At 71.8% G+C, this 21,313-nt stretch carries 12 protein-coding genes; 7 read left to right on the plus strand and 5 right to left on the minus strand.

What is annotated here, in order from left to right; translation table 11 throughout:
• Window positions 1-8: 8 nt before the first annotated feature.
• On the minus strand, window positions 9-911 hold the full coding sequence (locus tag OIE47_RS08225) for a LysR family transcriptional regulator (protein WP_326560909.1): 903 nt from the start codon (window positions 909-911) through the stop codon (window positions 9-11).
• A gap of 67 nt (window positions 912-978) precedes the next feature.
• Between OIE47_RS08225 and OIE47_RS08230 the strand changes: the two genes are divergently transcribed.
• From OIE47_RS08230 to OIE47_RS08250, 5 genes are all read left to right on the plus strand, one after another.
• Window positions 979-1,878: a TIGR03564 family F420-dependent LLM class oxidoreductase gene (locus OIE47_RS08230; protein ID WP_326560910.1), complete on the plus strand. Its 900-nt coding sequence runs from the start codon at window positions 979-981 to the stop codon at window positions 1,876-1,878.
• Window positions 1,879-2,036: 158 nt separating this feature from the next.
• Window positions 2,037-4,817 (plus strand): ATP-binding protein, encoded by a 2,781-nt coding sequence (locus OIE47_RS08235; protein WP_326560911.1) that lies wholly within the window; start codon window positions 2,037-2,039, stop codon window positions 4,815-4,817.
• A 144-nt stretch (window positions 4,818-4,961) separates the two neighbouring features.
• Window positions 4,962-5,753, plus strand: coding sequence for an alpha/beta hydrolase (locus OIE47_RS08240; protein ID WP_326560912.1), 792 nt, complete (start codon window positions 4,962-4,964; stop codon window positions 5,751-5,753).
• 95 nt (window positions 5,754-5,848) lie between these two features.
• Window positions 5,849-6,637 (plus strand): oxidoreductase, encoded by a 789-nt coding sequence (locus tag OIE47_RS08245; protein ID WP_326560913.1) that lies wholly within the window; start codon window positions 5,849-5,851, stop codon window positions 6,635-6,637.
• Between the two features lie 117 nt (window positions 6,638-6,754).
• Complete coding sequence (locus tag OIE47_RS08250; protein ID WP_326560914.1) at window positions 6,755-8,098, plus strand: FAD-binding oxidoreductase; 1,344 nt, start codon at window positions 6,755-6,757, stop codon at window positions 8,096-8,098.
• 145 nt (window positions 8,099-8,243) lie between these two features.
• Here the strand turns inward: OIE47_RS08250 and OIE47_RS08255 are convergent, their stop codons facing one another.
• Entirely contained in the window at window positions 8,244-9,410 is a 1,167-nt protein-coding gene (locus OIE47_RS08255) for an acyl-CoA dehydrogenase family protein (protein ID WP_326560915.1), read from the minus strand.
• A 192-nt stretch (window positions 9,411-9,602) separates the two neighbouring features.
• Window positions 9,603-12,413 (minus strand): M14 family zinc carboxypeptidase, encoded by a 2,811-nt coding sequence (locus tag OIE47_RS08260; protein ID WP_326560916.1) that lies wholly within the window; start codon window positions 12,411-12,413, stop codon window positions 9,603-9,605.
• Window positions 12,414-12,782: 369 nt separating this feature from the next.
• On the opposite strand from OIE47_RS08260, the gene OIE47_RS08265 reads away from it, so the two are divergent.
• Window positions 12,783-14,210 carry a UDP-glucose dehydrogenase family protein gene (locus tag OIE47_RS08265; RefSeq protein ID WP_326560917.1) on the plus strand — a complete coding sequence of 476 codons (1,428 nt, stop codon included), beginning with the start codon at window positions 12,783-12,785 and terminating at the stop codon, window positions 14,208-14,210.
• Between the two features lie 170 nt (window positions 14,211-14,380).
• Window positions 14,381-19,585 carry an SCO7613 C-terminal domain-containing membrane protein gene (locus OIE47_RS08270; RefSeq protein ID WP_326560918.1) on the plus strand — a complete coding sequence of 1,735 codons (5,205 nt, stop codon included), beginning with the start codon at window positions 14,381-14,383 and terminating at the stop codon, window positions 19,583-19,585.
• Window positions 19,586-19,616: 31 nt separating this feature from the next.
• On the opposite strand, the gene purE is transcribed toward OIE47_RS08270, so the two are convergent.
• Entirely contained in the window at window positions 19,617-20,129 is a 513-nt protein-coding gene (purE, locus tag OIE47_RS08275) for a 5-(carboxyamino)imidazole ribonucleotide mutase (protein WP_326560919.1), read from the minus strand.
• A complete protein-coding gene (locus tag OIE47_RS08280) occupies window positions 20,126-21,298 on the minus strand; it encodes a 5-(carboxyamino)imidazole ribonucleotide synthase (RefSeq protein WP_326560920.1) in 1,173 nt (390 codons plus the stop codon). The genes purE and OIE47_RS08280 overlap by 4 nt, the downstream gene beginning before the upstream one ends.
• Between the last annotated feature and the right edge of the window lie 15 nt (window positions 21,299-21,313).

Raw genomic sequence — 21,313 nt, forward strand, 5'->3', positions numbered from 1 at the left:
CGGACCGGTCACCGGAAGGCGTCGACGAGGGCCTGACCGCACGGGTCGGGCTGCCGGGCGGGCAGGAGCAGGCGTACGGGCAGACGCAGCGGCGGATCGAAGGGCCGGACGGCGACCGTACGGGCTCCGACGCTGCGCGCACAGGCCGACACGTCGAGCAGGGTGTCGGGCAGCACCGTCCAGGCACCCGAGCCGGCACCGATCTCGAGGACGGTGTCCTCCACCGAGGTGAGGTCGCGTCCCCGGCGGACCAGCACGTCGGCCTCGGCACATCGGGCGAGTACGGCGTCGTGCAGCGACGGATCCTCGGTCCGCGAGGGCAGCCGCAGCCGCAGGTCGGCCAGCGCCTCGATCCGTACCGTTCCGCTCCCGGCGGCGGGGTGGTCGGCGGGGAGGACGGCGGAGTAGGAGTCGTGCCCGAGCGGTGTCGCGCGTACCCGTGGTGCCTCGACCTCGCCCCGGACGATGGCGGCACCCAGCTCACCCGCGCCGACCGCGGCGGCATGTGCCTGGCCGGGGCCGTCGACCAGGACGAGTTCGATGCCCGGCGCCAGCGCGCGGAGCGAGGCGAGACCACGGGGCAGCCGGTCTCCGAGTCCCCGGCTCGTACCGAGCCGCAACACACCCGTCCGGCCCCGGGAAAGCTCGTCGGCGACGTCCCGGACCCGGTCGACGGCCGCCAGCGCGGCCCGTGCCTCCACGAGCAGACGACTCCCGTCCGAGGTGAGCGCCACCCGACGCGAGGTACGCCGGAGCAGACGTACCCCGAGCTCCCGCTCGAGCCGCGCGACCTGCTGGCTCACCGCCGGCTGCGCCACCGCGAGCCGGGCGGCGGCCCGGCCGAAGTGCAGCTCCTCGGCGACGGTCACGAAGTAGCGCAACTGTCGCAGTTCCACGGGCACTCCGATCACGATCGCTTATCGCTGGAGAGGCTACTTGACCATTGTTCAACGCAGCCGTACGCGGTGAGCTGGCCGTATGCAAATTGGTTTGTCCAGCTACGGCACCGGACCCCTCCCGGATCTACTGACCGAGATCGAGGAGGCGGCGGCGAGCGGGTTCTCGCGTTTCTGGCTCGGCGAGCACGGCGGTTGGGATCCGCTCGCGGTGTTCGCCGCGCTGGGCGACCGCGCGCCCGGGATCGAGGTGGCGACGTCGGTCGTGGGGATGTACCCGCGTCACCCGCTCGCCCTGGCCGCGCAGGCTCTGACGACGCAGGCCGCCACCGGAGGACGGTTGACCGTCGGCGTCGGACCCAGCCACGCACCGGTCGTACGGGGCCGGTACGGGCTGGACTGGCACCCGCCCCTGCGGCACACGCGGGAGGTCCTGGACGTCCTCGTACCGGTACTTCGGGGCGAGGAGGTGCAGGTCAGCGGCACGGGGGTGAGCGCGGTCGGCGGAGTGGCGGCGCCCGGCACCACCCCGCCGTCCCTGCTGCTCGCCGCGAACGGACCCCGGATGCTGGCCCTCGCCGGGGAGTTGACCGACGGGGCCCTGACCATGTGGGTGACGCCCCGCTTTCTCGACGAGGTGGTCGTACCGACCGTCACCACCTCGGCCGCCGGACGCGTCGTACCCCGGATCGCCGTCGGACTGCTCGCGTCCGTGACCTCGGACGTGGACGCCACCCGGGCGGGCGTCGCCCGGAACTTCAGCCAGGCCGCCACCCTGCCCACGTTCCGGGCCCTGCTGGACCGGCAGGGCTTCAGCGGACCGGAGGAGACCCTGGTCGTCGGTGACGAAACGGTCGTCGAGCGGACCCTGGCCCGCTTCGCCGACGCCGGCGCGACCGAGTTGATCATCTTCCCGGTCGGGCTGCCCGAGGACCGGGACCGGACCGTCGCCCTCTTCGCCGATCTGGCGAAGCGAGCGTGATCTTCGTAGTCGACGCCGGTGAGGTTGTTGCGCGACGATCGGGGTGCATCCGGACATCCGGCGGATATCCGCCCGGTCGCCACCAGGCGCGAGGACCACTCAGCATGGCTGCGCGCCCCCGTTGGACACGGGGGCGCCGGCAGTTGGATGCTCGACCCGTGAGCATCATCCCCGGTCAGCGCCTTGTCGGGCGCGACGACGAGCTGCGATCCCTGTTCCGACATCTCGACGACATCGGTCACCGGGGTCGCGCGGTCGGGTTGCTCGGAGAGCCGGGGGTGGGCAAGAGCGCACTGCAGGCGCAGGTCGTGGAGCACGCGCGGTCGCTCGGGATCACCGTGCTCAGTGCGCAGGGCAGTCAGTCCGAGACGCACCTCCCTTTCGCCAGCCTTCACCAACTGCTCCGGCCCCTGTTGCCCCGCGTCGACCGGTTGCCGGCCCTGCAACGCGACGCGCTCCTCGCCTGCTTCGCCATGAGCGATTCGGATGAAGCAAATCCATTCTTCACATTCCTGGCGGTCTTGGAGCTGCTCGTCGACGCGGCGGGACAGACGCCCGTCCTCGTGTGTCTCGACGATCTTCACTGGATGGACCAGCCGTCGACGGACGCCTTCGCCTTCGTCACCCGCCGGATCGCCAGTGAGCGGATCATCGTCCTCTGCACGTCCCGCCCGGAGGCGTTGCCGTTCAACGACACGTACGCGGTCGAATGGATGGAGCTGGGCGGCATCGACGAGACCGCGTCGGCCGCGTTGCTGGACGCACGGGCACCACACCTGTCCTCGGCGCTGCGTGAGCGCGTGCTGTCGCAGGCCCGCGGCAATCCCCTCGCCCTACTCGAGTTCGCCGCCGCGTTGGAGTCGGGGCGGTCCGCGTCGACCGAGTTCGACGAGGACCTGCCGATGACCACGCGGCTGGAACGGACGTTCGCCGCGCGCGCCGAGCACCTCGCCCCAGCCGTACGCGCGGTCCTGACCGTCGCCGCGGTCGACGACGGCGACGACATCAACGACGTCCTCGCGGCCGCCCAGATCCTCCACGGCTCCCCCCTCGACCGCGCCACGGCCCAGCCGGCGTTCGAGCACGGGCTCCTGACCGTGGTCGGCGAGCGGTACCGCATCGCCCACCCGCTGGTCGGCTCGGCCCTTCGGCAGGCGATGCCGCCGGCCACACGCCAGCGGGCGCACGCGGCGCTCGCGCGCGTCCTGGCATCCCGTCCGGACCGCGCGGTGTGGCACCGAGCCTCCTCCCTGTCCGGACGCGACGAGCAGGTCGCGGCCGAACTGGAACAGGCGGCCGACCACGCCCAACGCCGCGGTGCGGTCGCCTCGGCCGCCGCATGGCTGGAGCGGGCCGCCGCGCTGAGTCCGGACCCGCAGTCCAGAGCCGCCCGCCTGCTCAGCGCAGCGGAACTCGGTTACCAGCTCGGCCGGTTCAGCCAGGTCGAACAGATCAAGGCGCAGGTCTCGGGGATGACACTGCGGGACCGTGACCGGTCCAGGCTGACCTGGCTGGAAGGCGTGTTCCACGACGGCTCGACGGGTGAACCCGCGGAGGTACGTCACCTGGTCGGCATGGCACAGCACGCCACGGACGCCCAGGACGTCGACCTCGCGATGCAGTTGCTGGTCGGCGCGGCCCGCAGGGTGTGGTGGCGCGACCCCGGTGAGACGGTGCGGCACGAGATCGTCGTGGCGGCCCAGCGGGTGAGCGTGCCGGCCCACGACCCTCGGCTGCTGGCCATCTACGCGCTCTCCGAGTCCCACGAGCAGGGGCCGATGGTCATCGAGCAGCTCTCCCGGTGGCCCGCGGACGCCGGTGGGCGACCGGACTCAGCGGGCCTGCTGGGCATCGCCGCGTTCTGCACGGGCGATTTCCGCTCTGCCATCACCTTCCTGTCCACGCCGGTCCAGGAGCTACGCGCGCAGGGCCGGATGAGCCTGCTCGCCGAGGCGCTGGCGATACGTGGGTGGGCCGAGATCTACCTGGGCATCTTCGACGTGTCGAACTCGGCCGACGAGGCCATGCGCCTCGCCGACGAGACCGGCCAGTCCCTCTGGGCCGCCACCGCACGCATCGCCGTGGCACTGATCGACGCGGTGGCCAAGGGCTGGGACACCCGCCACGATCTGCTCTCGGAAGCCGAGCAGGTGGCGTTGCGGACCCCGAATGCGGCATCGTCCCTGCTCGCCGGCGTACAGCTCGCTCGTGGCATCGCCGAGCTGGGCGCGAACCGTCACGATCAGGCGTACGGCGAGCTTCGCCGCATTTACACACCGGGCGACCCCGCATTTCAACGGGTACAGCAGGTGTGGGCTCTCAGCTACCTCGCCGACGCCGCCGTCCGCACCGGCCGTCATGCCGAGGCAAGATCCGTGTTGACCTCCCTGGAAGATCTCGCCGGTGCTTCGCCCTCGACGGGATCGACCATCGCCTTGGAGTACGCGAGAGCGGTGCTGGCCGACCCGGCGTCGGCCGAGTCGCTCTTCCGGGCCGCCATGGACGGTACGGGTCGCCAGTTGCCTTGGCACCGGGCCCGGGCCGAACTGGCCTACGGCTCCTGGCTGCGTCGGCAACGACGCGTCGTCGACTCCCGGGAACCACTGCGGGCGGCGCGGAGCACCTTCGACGCGATAGGTGCTCGCACCTGGGCGCAGCGGGCCGATCAGGAGCTGCGTGCGACGGGCGAACGCGGGTGGCAGCCGACGTCGAGCCCGCGCGAGTTGCTCTCGCCACAGGAGGCCCAGATCGCCGAACTGGCGGCGCGGGGCCTGTCGAACCGCGAGATAGGCCAGCGCCTGTTCCTGTCTCACCGCACGGTCAGCTCCCACCTGTACCGAATGTTCCCCAAGCTCGGAATCGTCTCCCGCAGTCAACTGGGTGCCGCGCTGGGCATCCCCGGCAACCCGGCTCGGGTGGGGCCAAGTTCAGTCAGTTGACGCTAGCCGGCGCTCCTGATGCCGGTGACCAAGCGCGGATGACTCACGCCCACGACCGAAGATGGCAGGCCCTCCGCCGTCCTACGGTCGGGAGCGACGTCTGTGGTGCGTTCGGCGCCCGGACGGTGACGAGTGGAGACCTCCGTGAGAACGCCCGTGCTCTTCATCCATGGCCTCTGGCTGCACGCCTCCTCCTGGGATCCGTGGGTGCAACATTTCCAGGACGCCGGCTACGCACCACAGGCTCCGGGCTGGCCCGGCGACGGCGACACGGTCGCGGCGTCGCGGGCGAATCCCGACGCGATCGCCGGCCACGGCATCGACGACGTGGTGGCGCATTTTGCCGGCATCATCGAGCGGCTGCCTTCGGCCCCGATCCTGGTCGGGCACTCCTTCGGCGGGATGATCGCCCAGAAGCTGCTCGGCCTCGACCTCGGCGTTGCGGCGGTGGCCATCGACGCCGCCCAGATCAAGGGCGTGCTGCCCCTACCGCTGTCGGCGCTGCGGTCCGGGTTCCCCGTGCTCGGCAATCCGGCGAACAAGAGCAGGTCGGTTTCGCTCACCCCCGAGCAGTTCCGCTATGCCTTCGGTAACGCCGTCTCCGAGCAGGAGTCCCGGGAGCTGTACGACCGCTGGTCCATTCCCGCGCCCGGCAAGCCGCTCTTCGAGGCCGCCGCCGCCAACTTCAACCCGCACTCGCCGGCGAAGGTGGACACCGCGAACGAGTCACGCGGACCGCTGCTGCTGATCGCGGGCGGCAAGGACCACACCGTGCCCGAGACCGTGGTACGGGCGACGCTCAAGCAGTACCGCCACTCGCACGCCGTCACCGACATCATCGACTTCCCGGACAAGGCGCACTCGCTCACCATCGACTCCGGCTGGCGGGAAGTCGCCGACACCGCCCTGACCTGGCTGAAGGATCAGAACCTGTAAGGCTGAGTCCACGCGTACGGGCCAGGGTGTCGCTCGGTGCGGCCACCCTCCTCAGATAACTGCCGATCGCCAGCCCCTCGTCCCCGGAGCAACCAATGGATCTTCATCTTTCGGGCAAGACTGCCCTGGTCACCGGCGCCAGCCGCGGCATCGGACTGGCAATCGTCCGGGCCCTCGTCGACGAGGGCGTGAGCGTCGTCGCGGGGGCCCGGACCAGCACGCCCGAACTGGCCGCCCTCGCCCTGACCGGCCACGTCCACCCGGTCACCGTCGACCTGAGCACCCCGGACGGCCCGGCCGCCTTCGTCGAGGCCGGAACCGCCCTGCTCGGTGGCCGGCTGGACATCCTCGTCAACAACGTCGGCGGGGTACGCCCCCGCACCGGCGGGTTCCTGTCGATCTCGGACGCGGACTGGTTGGAGACGTTGAACATCAACTTCCTGTCCGCCGTACGGGTCACCCGTGCCGCCCTGCCGCACATGCTGCCGCAGGGCGGTTCGATCGTCACGGTCAGCTCGGTCAACTCGTCGCTTCCCGACCCGCTCGTCATCGACTACAGCGCCAGCAAGGCGGCGTTGGCCAACTTCTCCAAGGCGCTGTCGAAAGAGGTCGGTCCGCAGGGCGTACGGGTCAACACCGTCAGCCCCGGGCCCGTGGAGACCGATCTGTGGCTGGGCGTCGGCGGGGTGGCCGAAACCGTCGGCGCAGCGGGCGACCTGGCCCCGGAGGACGTCGCCAAGGGTGCGGTCAGCGGCTCCGCGACCGGGCGTTTCACCCGGCCGGACGAGGTCGCGGACGTGGTCCTGCTGCTGGCCTCCGGCCGTGCCACCAACATCACCGGTGCCGACATCCTGATCGACGGTGGCCTGATCCCGACCCTGTGACACACGTTCCACCCATTTTCACCGTGGTCCGGGCTCGATGGTCCAGCAGCCCGGTACCACCCAGAAAGGCCAATCTCCATGAACACACAAACGTCTGTTGGCGACCTTCGAGCGATCGTGACCGGTCCCGTCCTCCTGCCGGAGGATGGGGGCTACGCGGAGGAGCTTCGTACGTACAACCTGACGGTGGTGCACACGCCGGCCGTGGTGGTCGGCGCCATGAACGCGGCCGACGTCAGGGCCGCGGTGAGGTTCGCCGCAGCTCGGGAACTGCCGGTCGCGGTGCTGGGCGCGGGTCACGGCAGCTCGGTGTCGTCGGCGGGATCGGTTCTGATCTCGACCCGGCGCCTGACCGGGCTGGCGATCGACGAGAGCACCCGTACGGCCCGGGTCGAGGCGGGAGTCCGGTGGGCCGACCTCATCGAGCAGGCGGGCAAGGTGGGCCTGGCGGGCCTGAACGGTTCGTCGCCGACGGTGACGGTCGTCTCGTACACCCTGGGCGGAGGTCTGGGGCCGTTCGGCCGCAAACACGGCTACGCCGCCGACCACGTCACCGCCCTGGAGGTTGTGACCGCGGACGGCCAGTTGCGGCGCGTCACCGCGGATTCCGAGCCCGACCTGTTCTGGGCGCTGCGCGGCGGGAAGGGCAACTTCGGGGTCGTGGTGGCGATCGAGATCGACCTGTTCCCGATCCCCGGCTTCTATGGCGGCGGCATCTTCTTCCCGGGTGAACTGTCCGGCAAGGTGCTGCACCTGTTCCGCGAGTGGACGGCCGACGTGCCGGAGGAGATGTCAGCTTCGGTCGGGTTGCTGCACCTGCCGCCGCTACCGTTCGTGCCGGAACCGCTGCGCGACCGGTTGGTGGCCCACCTGCGGATCACGTACCTCGGAGACCCGGCGGAAGGCGAACGGCTGGTCGCGCCGTTCCGGGCGCTGGGCGAGCCGATCATCGACGCGGTCGGCGAGATGCCGTACTCGGCCGTCGCGGCGGTACACAACGATCCGGTCGACCCGCTGCCGTTGTTCGAGCACGGTGCACTCCTGCGCGAGTTGCCGGCCGAGGCGGTGGACGAGTTCCTCCGGCTGGCCGGCCCGGACGCGGCCTCACCGCTGGTCCTGGCCGAGATCCGCCACCTGGGCGGTGCACTGGCCCGGCCGCCGGCAGTGCCGAACGCGGTGGCCAACCGTGACGCGACGCTCTTCAACATCTTCCTCGCGGCCGCCGGTGGCCCGCCGGACGCCGAGGCCCTGCACGGCTACGAGCAGAGGCTGGTCGACGCCCTGGCACCGTGGTCGACCGGCCGCCGGTACCTGAACTTCATGTTCGCGGGCGACGCGGAGCCGCAGGCCGCGGCGCTGGCCTGGTCGCAGGATGCCTACCCCCGGCTGCGCGAGATCAAGCGGCGGTACGACCCGGCGAACCTGTTCCGGATCAACCACAACATCCCGCCTGCGAACTAGCGGTCGGCCACTTCCGGCACGCGCCGGCAGTTCCAGGACCGGGATCGAGGGCACACGGCCGATCGACCGTGTGCCCTCGACCACCGGCCGGCGCCAACCGAGGTCAACCCGGTCCGCCACCATGACTTCGGGCTGGGCGAGCAGCCTAGGCGATGCCGTTCAACAACTGCCTGGCCATCACGATCCGCTGCACCTGGTTCGTACCCTCGTAGATCTGGGTGATCTTGGCGTCCCGCATCATCCGCTCCAGCGGGTAGTCGCGGGTGTAGCCGTAGCCGCCGAGCAACTGGACCGCGTCGGTGGTGATCTCCATGGCGGCGTCCGAGGCGAAGCACTTCGCCGCCGCGCCAAAGTAGGTCAGGTCGGCGTCACCGCGCTCCGACTTTCCCGCCGCCGCGTACGTCAGCTCACGGGCGGCGGCCAGCTTCATGCCCATGTCCGCGAGCATGAACTGGATGCCCTGGAAGTCCGCCACCGGCTTGCCGAACTGCTTGCGCTCCTTGACGTACCCCAGGGCGTAGTCGAGCGCTCCCTGGGCGATGCCGAGCGCCTGCGCGGCGATGGTGACGCGGGTGTGGTCGAGGGTGCGCATCGCGGCGGCGAAGCCGGTGCCGGGTTCGCCGATCATCCGGTCGGCGGGAATCCGTACGTTGTCGAGGTAGACCTCACGGGTCGGCGAGCCCTTGATGCCGAGCTTCTTCTCCGGGGCGCCGAAGCTGACCCCGGCGTCGGACTTCTCCACCACGAAGGCGGAGATGCCGCGCGAGCGGGCGGACGGGTCGGTCACCGCGAAGACGGTGTAGTACTCCGAGATGCCGGCGTTGGTGATCCACCGCTTCACGCCGTTGAGCACGTAGTGGTCGCCGTCGAGCACCGCGCGGGTGGTCATCGAGGCCGCGTCGCTGCCCGCCTCCGGCTCCGAGAGGCAGTACGAGAACATCGCCTCGCCCCGGGCGACCGGCGGCAGGTAGCGCTGCTTCAGCTCCTCCGACCCGGCCAGCAGCAGCGGCATGGTGCCCAGCTTGTTCACGGCGGGGATCAGGGAGGACGAGGCGCAGGCGCGGGCCACTTCCTCGATCACGATCGCGGTGGCGAGGGCGTCCGCACCGGCGCCGCCGTACTCGGCGGGGATGTGCGGGGCGTGGAAGTCGGCGGCGCGCAGGGCCTCGTACGACGCCTTGGGGAACTCGCCGGTCTCGTCGGCTTCGGCGGCGTGCGGCGCGACCTTGGCGTCACAGACGTCCCGGACCGCCTCCCGGATCGCCCCGTGCTCCTCGGGCAGTTGGTAGACGTCGAACGCTTCGCTGCTCATCGCGGCCCTCCCCTGGGGAACACAACTTCGTGGACCCAGTTGTACCGCGCCGAGGTGGGGCGGGGCTACTGAACGGTAACAAAGTTCACTAGCCCCGCCCCCGGTGGACCCCGGTCAACCGGGGTCCACCAGTGTTCAGTCGGGGTCTCGCAGGTCGGCCGGGAGGTCAGCCGACCGGATCACCCGACCCGGTCAACCGACCAGCGAACGCACCGGAATTCCGGCCGTACGCAGCTCCCGGACCAGGTCACCCAGGTACGGGTGCTCGTCGGACTGGAGTCCGTCCGGGTTCGGGATGACCAGGAAGCTCGAACCGTTGGCGACCGACGCGCGGGCGTCACCGGTGTACTTCGCGATCACGGCCTCGGTCCGGGCCTGGTCGGCGGCGGCCACCTCGATGGTGATCGGCCGCCACTGGCCACCCAGGTTCTCCGGGGCGGGTGCGGCGGCAGCCGCGGCCCGCTCCGGCGACACCGCGTCGGTCATCCGGCGCAGCGTCTTCGGCTCGTCGCCGGACGGGTAGAGCAGCGCGTTCGCGACCAGGTGCAGGCCGCTCTCGTTGTACGCCCGGAACAGCGGGTTGAACGCGAAGAGCACCGCGTGCCCGTCCCCGGTCGGCTCGTCGACCAGCGCGACCGTGCCCTTGAGCAGGTCCTCGCCGACCGTGTAGCCGTTGTGCCAGAACCGGTCGTCCGACGGGTACGTGAGGACGTTCACACCGGTCGTGCTCGGCCGCAGGACCGAGTCGCCGTTGTTGAACTCGAAGTCCTCCGCCGGCCGACCCAGGGCCACCGGGCTGTCGTGGTCCACGTCCACCCGCAGGTGGGAGCCGACCATGGTGTAGCCCGCCGGCTTGGTCACCTCGGTGGTCGAGGTGAGCCCGGCCGCACGGGCCATCCGGGTGCCCTCGTTGCGCAGCCCGATGTAGGTGCCGCCGGCCGAGATCCAGGCGCGCAGGTTGGCCTGGCCGGTGGCGGTGAGCCCGCCGGTGGCGTTGCTGCCGTCCGGCACCAGCAGGGTGCTCCGGTCGGTGAACCGGGTCGTGTTGTCGTTGATGTCGGCGGTGGTGACCGTGGTGAGGTCGAGACCCCACTGGTCGCCGAGCACGAACCGGGCCTCGCCGTACGAGCCGGAGGTGGTGCTGATCCCGGTGCCGGCGTACAGGCCGACGTCGGGCTGGGTGAGCTTGACGCCCGTGGCCGGCTGGCGGTTCGGGTGCAGGGTCACGCCGTAGGAGGCGGCGAGTTGGTCCAGCTTCGGCGTGAGCCGGGCGGACCGCATGCCGACCAGGTTGGTGTTCAGGTCACGGACCAGCGGTACGCCCTTGTCGAGCAGCGCGAAGGTGAACTTGGCCGCCGCGGCCGAGTCGAGCTTCCACTGGTACGAACCGCCGTCCCCCACGAAGGAGGTGGTGCCGCCGCGGTTCTCCTTGACCCGGTTGGCCCGGGGGTTGACCACGTCGCCGGTGTAGATCGTGTTGATCCCCATCAGCAGCGGGTTGCTCCACGACGACACGTCGTAGAAGTACGGGAACGGGGTGTACGGGTCCTCGCCCAGGGTCGCCTGGATCCAGTGCTTCTGCGGCTGGTCCATCTTGATCCAGTACGCGCCCGCGGGTACGACCACGTCGGTCGCCGTACGCCCGCCGAAGACCTTCGCCGTCGGTACGGTCACCGGCTCCTTGAGCTCGTAGACCTCGACATCCATCTTGCGCAGCCGCTCGACCAGCGCCCGGACGTCGGCGAGCTGCCGGTCCGGAAGCAGGAAGTACGACTTGATGTTGACGTCCGGCACCGGGAACTGGACCTCGTTGGTGGGCTGGACCACCTCGTTCGGGGAGAGCGTGCCGGCCACCCCCTCGGCCAGGGCGTCCTGCCAGATCTTGTAGTAGCCGTTCAGCACCTCGCGCTTGTTCGCCGCGGCCCAGCCGAGCGTCGCCCACTGCGTGTTGAACTGCTGCTGCACCCGGTCCTGTACGGCCGAGCTGCTGCCCTTCTCGAACGTCATCCCGGCGGCACCGAAGCCGGTCGCCGGGACGGTGTCGCCGTACCCCATGAAGAAGAGGTCATAGGTGTCGTAGTTGAAGTAGCACTCGGTGGTGACCGTGGCGGTGCAGGCCCCGTTGTAACCGAAGCCCGCCTTGTTCGCCTCACCGATCCGGTTGATCCAGTCGACGACCTCGCTGGAGATCTCGTGGTGGATCGGGTCGGCGTTCGGCGGGAAGAAGTACTCCCGGCCGCCCATCTCGTGCGCGTCGATGTAGACCTGCGGCGGGTACTCCCGCAGCATCTCCAGCTTCGCGTCGGTCTCCGGCTGGGTACGGGAGAACCAGTCCCGGTTCAGGTCGAACCCGAACTCGTTCTGCCGCCGGTTGGCGTCGCGCCCGTCCGGGTTCTGGGTCGGCACGATCACCGTGACCAGTTCCTGGTTGCGCTTCTCCACGTCGCAGGAGAGCCCGGCGGCCAACTCGTACAGGGTCTTCAGCGCCGCGTCGGCGCCGCTCTTCTCGCCACCGTGCACGTTGCCGGTGACCCAGACGATCGCCGGGCCGCGCAGGGCGGTACCGGCGGCCGTGGCCGGGCTGGTCTTGCGGGGGTCGCGCAGGTCCTTGATCCGCTCGGTGATCGCGTCCAGCGCGGCGGGCTTGACGTTCGCCGAGTTCGACACGATCGCGTACGGCAGCGCCTGGCCGGTCACGCTGGTCGCCATGGTGCCGGAGACGACCCGGTCGGAGGCCGCGTCGACGGCTCCGAGGTAGGAGCGGATCTCGTCGCTGGTGACCACACGCTCCTGGCCGGTGCCGAGCGGGAAGCCGAGGGCGGCCTCCGGGCTGGGCACCGAGTCCAGGTGGGCGGTGGGGTCGGGGACACACGCAGGCGACGGGGTGGTCGCGTGTGCGGCGGTAACGTTGAGCAGGGGTAGCAGCGAGGTCGCCAGGGCGATCGCCGCTCCGGCGGCCAGCCGGCGACGGGCCGGCAGGTAGTTAGCGCGGGATATTCTCATGTAGTACTTTTGTCCCCTTCTGCGAAGCGGGCGTCAGGTGGATCGGAGCCTAGGTGCCTTACATAGAGGGGGCAAGATCAATTTGGGCGAGGTGGGATCGGGCGAACGGCGGCAACGCGCGACGTACGCACATCCGGATGCACGTCGCGCGGGATTGTGAAGATGCCGACCGAACGGGCGGTGGCCCGACCGGGCCGCGTAAGCTCTGCCTCTGTCGTTGCCTGCGCAGTCGGCGTTCGAGCCGGCCCCTCGCAGTAGCGAACTAAAAAAGCACTAGCAACTGATTTGTCCCAATTGGCGTCGTGGTGACGCCGCCCTGCCCACCGCGACGCAAGGAAGCGCCGCCCAGTGCGAGCGGAGAGAAAAGGCGTGACAATCCCGTACCCGAGCACACAACCCAAGCCGGCAATCGTCGCGGTGAGCCCTCCATCCGGCGCGGCGCGGCCGCGGCTGACCTTCCTCGGCACCGGCTACCTGGGTGCGACGTACGCCATCTGCTTCGCCGAACTCGGCTACGACGTGATCGGGTTCGACGTCGACGCGGAAAAGATCGCCAAGCTCTCCGGCGGCGAGGTGCCGTTCCACGAGCCCGGCCTGGACGAACTGCTGCGGCGCAACCTTGCCGCCGGCCGGCTCCGGTTCAGCACCTCCTACCAGGAGACCGCGGACTTCGGCGACGTCCACTTCATCTGTGTCGGCACCCCGCAACGGGCCGACGGCATGGGCGCCGACCTGTCGTACGTCGAAACCTCCGTCACCGGGCTCGCCCAGCACCTGACCCGCAAGGCCCTGATCGTCGGCAAGTCGACAGTTCCGGTCGGCACCGCCGAGTGGATCGAGCAACTGGTCGGCAAGCACATCCCGGCCGACCTGGGTGTCGAGGTCGCCTGGAGCCCCGAGTTCCTCCAGGAGGGCTTCGCCGTCGAGGACGTGCTCCGCCCCAACCGGATCGTCGTCGGGGTCAAGAGCGAGTGGGCGAACGGCATGCTCTACGCCGCCCACAAGGGCGTCTTCGACCTGGCCGCCACCGAGGACCGCGAGGTTCCGCTGGTGGTCACCGACTTCGCCACCGCCGAACTGGTCAAGGTCGCGGCCAACGCCTTCCTCGCCACCAAGATCTCGTTCATCAACGCGATGGCCGAGGTCTGCGAGGTCGCCGGCGGCGACGTCACCCAGCTCGCCCGCGCGATCGGCTACGACCCGCGCATCGGCAACCGGTTCCTCCAGGCCGGCGTCGGCTTCGGCGGCGGCTGCCTGCCCAAGGACATCCGGGCGTTCCAGGCCCGTGCCCAGGAGCTGGGTGCCGGCGAGGCGCTCCGGTTCCTGCACGAGGTCGACCTGATCAACCTGCGGCGGCGTACCCGGGTGTTGCAGTTGTCCGCCGAGTTGCTCGGCCGCCGCTACGGCCCGGCCGGTCCCGACCTGTCCGGCACCCGGATCGCGGTCCTCGGCGCCACCTTCAAGCCCAACTCCGACGACGTACGCGACGCGCCGTCGCTGGCTGTCGCGGCACTGCTCGCCAAGGCCGGCGCCGACGTGCGGATCTTCGACCCCGAGGGGATGGAGAACGCCCGCCGGGCCCAGCCCGACCTGAACTACGAGGCCAGCATGAACGACGCCGTCACCGGCGCCGACCTGGTCTGCGTGCTCACCGAGTGGGCCGACTTCCGCAACGCCGACCCGGTCGCCCTCGGTGAACTCGCCGCCGGTCGCCGGGTGGTCGACGGCCGCAACTGCCTCGACTCCGGACTGTGGACCCAGGCCGGCTGGGAATACCGGGGCATGGGTCGCCCCTGACCCGGAGTCACCACTCCCGGACGTGAACGTACTCGGCCGGTCACGGATCCAATCGGATCCGTGACCGGCTTTTTCCGATCTCCCACCGGCGAGGGTCTGTTCAACCGTTGCCTGCTTTCGGCATGCTTCCAGGTGAGTCCACATTGCTGGCCGCCGCCTCGGGAGGTTGCATGAGTACGTACCGGTGCTCTTCGTGCGGCCGGGAGATCGAAGCCGCCCCCCGCTGCCCGCACTGCGGGGCTGAGCAGGGCCAGTGGGCGGACGACCTGGCGCGGATCGAACGCTCCATCGCCGAGATCAAGATGCGGGACGCGGCCATCGCCAGCGAACAGCGCCAACTCGCCGCGAAGATGCAGGCGGCACTGTTCCAGCGGGACATCCTCACCCACGCCAACGACGAACGACTCAAACAGGCGACCAAGCCCCGGCGGGTGCTGCGCCGCCGCGCCGGGCGACGACCCCCGACCGCCGAACCGGGCCTGCCACCGCCGCCCCGGGTCCCCCGCTCCACCCCCACCGGCGGCGAGGCACCACCGCCGCCACCCCCACCACCGCCGCCACCCCCGCCCCGGCGTACCGCACCGACCGGCGTCCGCCGGCCCGGAGGCCGCCCCGGCGTCGAGCCGCCGCCGGGCAACCAACCGGAAGCCTCCTCGCGCGAGGTGCAGAACATCCTGCTCGGCCTCGGCGCGCTGCTGCTCGGCGTCGCCGCCGTCGCCTTCGCCGCCGTCGCGATCAGCTCCCAGAACGACTTCAGCCGGGTGGCGATCCTGCTCACCGCGACCGCGCTGATGCTGATCGCACCGCCGGTGGTGGCCCGGCGCGGGCTCACCGCCACGGCCGAGACGATCGCCGCCGTCGGCCTGCTCCTGGTGCCGCTCAACGGGTACGCCGTCTGGGCCATCGACGCGGTCTGGACCAGTGGCCTCTCCGGGAGTGTGTTCGCCGGCCTGACCTGCCTGGTCACCGCCGGGGTCGGCTGGCTGTACGGCAGCATGACCGGCCTGCACGTCGGCCGGTACGCCACCGTGATCGCCGGACAGCCCGTACTGCCCCTGCTCGCGTACGAGTGGATCAACGGGGCGACCGGGTGGGCGCTGGTGCTGGCCGCGGTTGCCGCGATCGACCTGATCCTGGCCCGGGCGTTCACCCGCGACGGCCGGCTCGTGGCACCGCCGCCCCCGGCACAGCGCCGGCCCGGTGCGTCCCGGACCGGTGTCGCCCCCGACGAGGACACCCCGGGCACCGGTGACCCGCAGCGGCGTGCCGGGGAGCAACGGCGTGCCGGTGACGAGGACGGCGACGGCGGGCTGGGGCGGCCGGAGTCGGCGCCGGAAGAGGCGGATGCCGTACTCATCGTGCCCGGCTCGCAACGGGACGGACGGACCGGCCGTACAACCCGCGAGCCGCAGCAACCGGACCCGCCGCGGCCCGCCCGTACCGCCGCCGCCTGGACCGCCACCGCCGTGCCGAACACCCCGTGGCTGCGTGAACTGACCTGGGCGCTGCACGGGGTGGCCGTCGGCGCCGCCCTGCTCTACGCGGTGATCGCCCTGGTCGGCACCGAGACCGTACCGGGAGCCTTCCGCGCCGGTGTGGTGCTGGTGCTGGCCGCCGCGATCGGCCTGGCCGGCGCCCTCATGATCGGCCGGGCACCGCTGCCCGCGCTCGCCGCCGGCATCCTGACCCTCGCGGTGATCGGCGCGGCCGGTCGGATCGCCGCCGTCGCGCTACCCGGCCGGGCCCTGCTCCTCATCGCCGTCGTTGTCGCCCTCACCGGCCTCGGGGTACGCGCCGTACCGGCGGCGGCCCGACGCGGGCCACAGCTCGCCTCGGCGGTCGCACTGGTGGTCATCGGTGTGGTCGTCGCCGGTGGCGCCCTGCGCGCGGCGCTGGCCCCGATCCAGGCCGCCCTGCCGGTCTGGCGGGCCGACCTCGACGACTACGCGACGACCCTCGCGGACACCGTCGGCCCGGCCGCCTGGCAACTCGCCGCGACCGCCTTCCTGCTCACCATCGCCGCCGTGCTCGCCCTCCCGGCCGAGGTACGCCGCGAGTTCGCCGTCACCGGCGCCGCGCTGACCGCACTGGCCGCCCCCGCCTCGCTCGGGCTCCCCTGGATGGCCGCGCCGTGGCCACCGGTCCTCGTCGCCATCGGGATCGGCGTCGTCGGCCTCACCGCCGACACCCGCCGGGCCGCGCTCGCGCACACCTGCGCGGCGGCGGTGCTCGGACTGGCCGGAGCCGGAGCGGCGGCGGCCCGCCCCAGCCTCACCGCGGCGGTGCTGTTTACCCTGGCCGTCGCCGGCCTGCTGATCAGCCTGGCGCCGCGCCTGCCCGCCGTCTCCCTCGGCGAATCGGCCCACCTGGTGACCTCCTGGGCCGCCGGTGGAGCCGCCTTCGCCCTGCCCGGGGCGGTCGCCGCGTTTGTCGCCGCGACCGTACCGGTCGACCCGACGCCGACCGCGATGTCCCTGCGCGACGCCACCGAGCCGGTGCTCGCGGCCAGCTACCTGGCCGTCTGCGCGACCCTCGGGTACGCGGCCATCGCCCAGGTCTCGCAACGTCACATCAGCCTCCCGCTGACCCTCGGCACCGGGTTCGGCGCGCTCGCCGTCACCGCCGCCGCGTTCGGCGCACCCGGTGCCACGGTCGCCGACGCCTGGGTCGGCGCCCTGCTCATGGTCGCCGCCGTCCTGCTCTTCCTCGCCCCGTCGATCGACTCCGGGCGGCGCGCCGACCGGCTCCTCGACGGCTCCGACTTCGCCGCCGCCGCCGCGACCGCCGGCCTGGTCGGCGCGCTGGCCCGGATCGCCGGCATCCTCGCCCCCGGCGCCGAACTGGCCGCCGCCGCCGGGCTCGTCCTGGTCGTCGCGGTCGGCGTACGCGCCCTGCCCGAGGACTGGCGTCGTGGCCCGATCCTCGGCATCGCACTCAGCGGTGGCGTGATCGCCCTGATCGCCGGCTACACCGCGCTCAGCGGTGGACTGCGGGTGCTGGCCACCCCCGGCCGGATCTGGGCCGCCGACCTCGACGCGTGGCCGATGGGGAGCACCGGCGACAGCGCCTGGCAGGCACCGATCGCCCTGGTCCTGCTCGCCGCCGCAGCCGCCGCCGCGCTGCCGCGCCCGTGGAAGTACGACGTCGCCGGTGTCTGCGTCGGGCTCGCCACCATCGGCACCCCGGCCGCCCTCGACCTGCCCTGGTGGTCCCCGATCGTCGTCGGCGGAGCGGTGGCGATCGCGTACGGGATGGCCGCCGCCGCTGCCGCCGACCCCCGCGCCGGCCTGACCCGGGCCACCGTCGCCGCCGTGGTGGCCCTGCACGCGGTCGGAGCCAGCCTGGTCCGGCCCTGGACCACGGCAGCCGCACTCGGGGTGGTCGCCCTGGTCGGGCTCGTGGTGGCGGTGCTCGCCCGGGTGCTCGGCAGTTACGCCGCCGCACCCGACACCGCCCGTACGGAGACCGGCGAACCGGACGACGACGACCTCGGGTACGACGAAACCGACCGGGACCCCGACCGACGTCCCGAACCCGTCGACGACCTGCCGCCGCACCTCGGTCAGATCGGCGGTGCCGCGACCGGTGGCGCCCTGCTCGCCCTGCCCGGGGCGTTCGCCGCCCTCGCCGCCGCCCTCGGGTCCCCGGCCGAGATCGTGCTGACCAGTGCCCTGGCCGCGTCGAGCCTGGGCGTCGCCCTGCTCACCCTCGCCCGCCGGTGGGTCCCGCGCTACCTGCCGTACGCGACCCTCGGTGTAGTCGGCGGGGCGACCATCACCGCCTGCGCCTCGATCCCCACCGACCTGCCCACCGGCGTCTACGCCGCCGCCGCCGCGCTGCTGGGCGTACTCGCCGAACTGGCCCGGTCGGCCACTCCACCGCCCGGTTCCGGGATCCGGCCGATCCGGCGCTGGTCGGTGATGCTCGGCGGCACCGTACGCCGGATGCCGGACCAGCCGCGCGGGCGCTGGGCGATCAGCCCGGCGGTGGGTGCGATGGCCGCCGCCGTACTGCCGACCCTGGTTGCCGTGGCGACCCTGGGACCGGTCCTGGTCGCCGCGCTGATGGAGCCGTACCAGGTGCTCTACGGGATCTGGGACGGTGCGCCGGAGACGCTGGCGAACCCGACCGGCAGCGCGGTCGACCCCACCCACGTCCTCGCCGCGCTGCTGCTGACCGTCGCGGCGGCACTGGCCGCGACCGGATTCACCGGTGGACGACCCGCCCGGGCCATCCCGGTGGTCCTGCCCGGAGCCGCGATCACCGTGCTGATCGCACCGATCTCGGTCGGGCTGGGCTGGCCGAACAGCACCATGGCCGCGCTCGCCGTCTTCACCATCGCGATGCTCGGGCTGGCGCTCACCCCACCGCCGCCGGACGTGGAACGGGCCCGGTCGCTTCGGCTCGCCCGGATCCTGGTCTTCGCCATCGGGCTGGCGGCCGGCGGCGCCGGGCTGGCCGGTGCCCTGGCCACCCGGGAGCTGACCCTGTTCACCCTGGGCGCCGCGGTAGTCGTCGGCGGGATCGCCGCGTTCGCCGGGCGGACCCAGGCGGCCAGGATCCTCGGCTGGCTGTTCGCCTCGGTCATGGCCCAACTCTTCGTCTTCACCGTGGGGCTGGTCGCCGGACTGGACCCGGTCTGGTCCGCGTTCGGCGTACTGGCGGTCGGTGCGGCGCTGCTGCTGCTCGCCGCGACCCTGCCCCGGCTGCGCCAACCCGAGTCGCTGCGCGAGGCGGCCACCGTCGAGTGGACCGGGTACGGTGCCGCCCTCATCGCCGGGGCACTGGCCTTCGACTCGCCCCGGCACATCGCCGCCCTGCTCGCCGCCTGGGGTGCCGTACTCGGGGTGGCGGCCACCCGTCCGGGGCGGCGGGTGATCGCCCGGCGGATCCTGTTCTGGGCCGCGGTGGCGTGCGAGATCAGCGCCTGGTGGCTGCTGATGAGCATCGCCGACGTGGCCCTGCCGGAGGCGTACACGTTGCCGTTCGCGGCGCTCGCGCTGCTGGTCGGGATCCTGGAGCTGCGCCACCGCCCGGACCTGAGCAGCTGGGTCGCGTACGGGCCGGCGCTGGTCGCCGCGTTCCTGCCCACGCTGGTGATCGTGCTCGGCAGCGAGGGCGGCGACCTGCGCCAGATCCTGCTCCTGCTCGGCGGCGTCGCGGTGCTGATCTTCGGCTCGTGGCGGCGCCAGCAGGCTCCGGTGATCATCGGTGCGGCGGTGACGGTCATCGCCACCCTGCACCTGCTGACCGTCTTCGGGCCGTGGCTGGTGCTGATCCCGGTCGGCATCGTGCTGCTGGTGCTCGGGGCCAGCAACGAACGGCGTACGCAGGCCCAGGAACGCCTCCGGGGGGCGCTGCGCGGGATGCGCTGACCAGCCCGGCGGATCGCCGGCTGAAGGGAACTCAGCCGGCGAGGTTGGCCTGGAGGGCCTTTTCCTTCTGCTCGACCAGGGCCTCCAGCGACTCCGAGAAGGCGACGACCTTGGCCTGCAAGACGTCGTCGGCGGTGGCCAGGATGCGTACGGCGAGCAGCCCGGCGTTGCGGGCGTTGCCGATCGAGACGGTGGCGACCGGGATGCCGGCCGGCATCTGCACGATCGAGTAGAGCGAGTCGACGCCGTCCAGGTGCTTGAGCGGCACCGGGACACCGATCACCGGCAGCGGGGTCACCGAGGCGACCATGCCCGGCAGGGCCGCCGCCCCACCCGCGCCCGCGATGATCACCTTGAGGCCACGGCCGGCGGCCTGCTGGCCGTACTCGATCATCTTGACCGGCGTACGGTGCGCCGAGACGATCCGTACCTCGTAGCCGATCCCGAAGTCGTCCAGGACGTCGGCGGCGGCCTTCATGGTGGGCCAGTCCGAGTCACTGCCCATGATCAGGCCAACCCGGGTCGCTGCCTGCGCAGCCGTCATCGCCCCTCCTGGAGCCACTGTGCGGCCCGCGCGGCGCGGGCGCGTACCTGTTCGAGATCGTCACCGAGCACCGTGACGTGGCCGATCTTCCGACCGGGACGGACCTGCTTGCCGTAGAGGTGCACCTTGGCGCCGGGGTCGGTGGCGAAGAGGTGGTGCAGCCGCTCGTCGATCGAGATCCCGCCCTCGGCCCCGCCGAGCACGTTGGCCATCACCACCACCGGCGCGGTCAGCGCGGTGTCGCCCATCGGGTAGTCCAGGACCGCCCGCAGGTGCTGCTCGAACTGCGAGGTCCGAGCCCCCTCGATGGTCCAGTGCCCGGAGTTGTGCGGTCGCATGGCCAACTCGTTGACCACCAGCGCCGGACCCCCGTCCGGACCGGCGACCTCGAAGAGTTCCACCGCGAGCAGGCCGACCACGTCGAGCGTGGTGGCGATGTCGATCGCCAGTTGCTGGGCGGCCAGGGCCAGCGGCTCCGGCAGGTCCGGTGCCGGGGCGAGCACCTCGACGCAGATACCGTCCCGCTGCACGGTCTCCACCACCGGGTACGCCGCGACCTGCCCGAACGGCGAGCGGGCGACCTGTACGGCCAACTCCCGACGCAACGCCACCCGCTCTTCCACGATCAGCGGGGTCCCGCCGTCGAGCAGCTTCGTCACCTGGGCGGCCCCGTCGGTGGCGTTCGCCACGACCCACACCCCACGGCCGTCGTAGCCGCCCCGGGCGGCCTTCAGCACCACCGGCCAGCCGACCTCGTCACCGAACCCGGTCAGGTCCGCGGGCGCCGTCACCGGCCGCCAGCGCGGTACGGGCGCACCGAGCGCGCTGAGCCGTTCCCGCATCGCGTGCTTGTCCTGCGCGTAGAGCAGGGCGTCGGCCGACGGGTAGAGCTTCACGTCCTCGGCGGCGAGGGCGCGGATGTGTTCGCTGGGCACATGCTCGTGGTCGAAGGTGACCACGTCGCAGCCCTTGGCGAAGATCCGCAGCGCGGAGAGGTCGGTGTGGTCGCCGTACCGGACGTCGGCGGCGACCAGCGCGGCCCCGTCCTCCGGGGCTTGCGCCAGTACACGCAGCGACTGGCCGAGGGCGATCGCGGCCTGGTGGGTCATCCGGGCGAGCTGGCCGCCCCCCACCATGCCGACAACGGGCAGACCGGTTCGGGAATCCATAACGCCGGCAAGCCT

It is taken from the genome of Micromonospora sp. NBC_01796, assembly GCF_035917455.1.
Taxonomy (GTDB): Bacteria; Actinomycetota; Actinomycetes; order Mycobacteriales; family Micromonosporaceae; genus Micromonospora_G.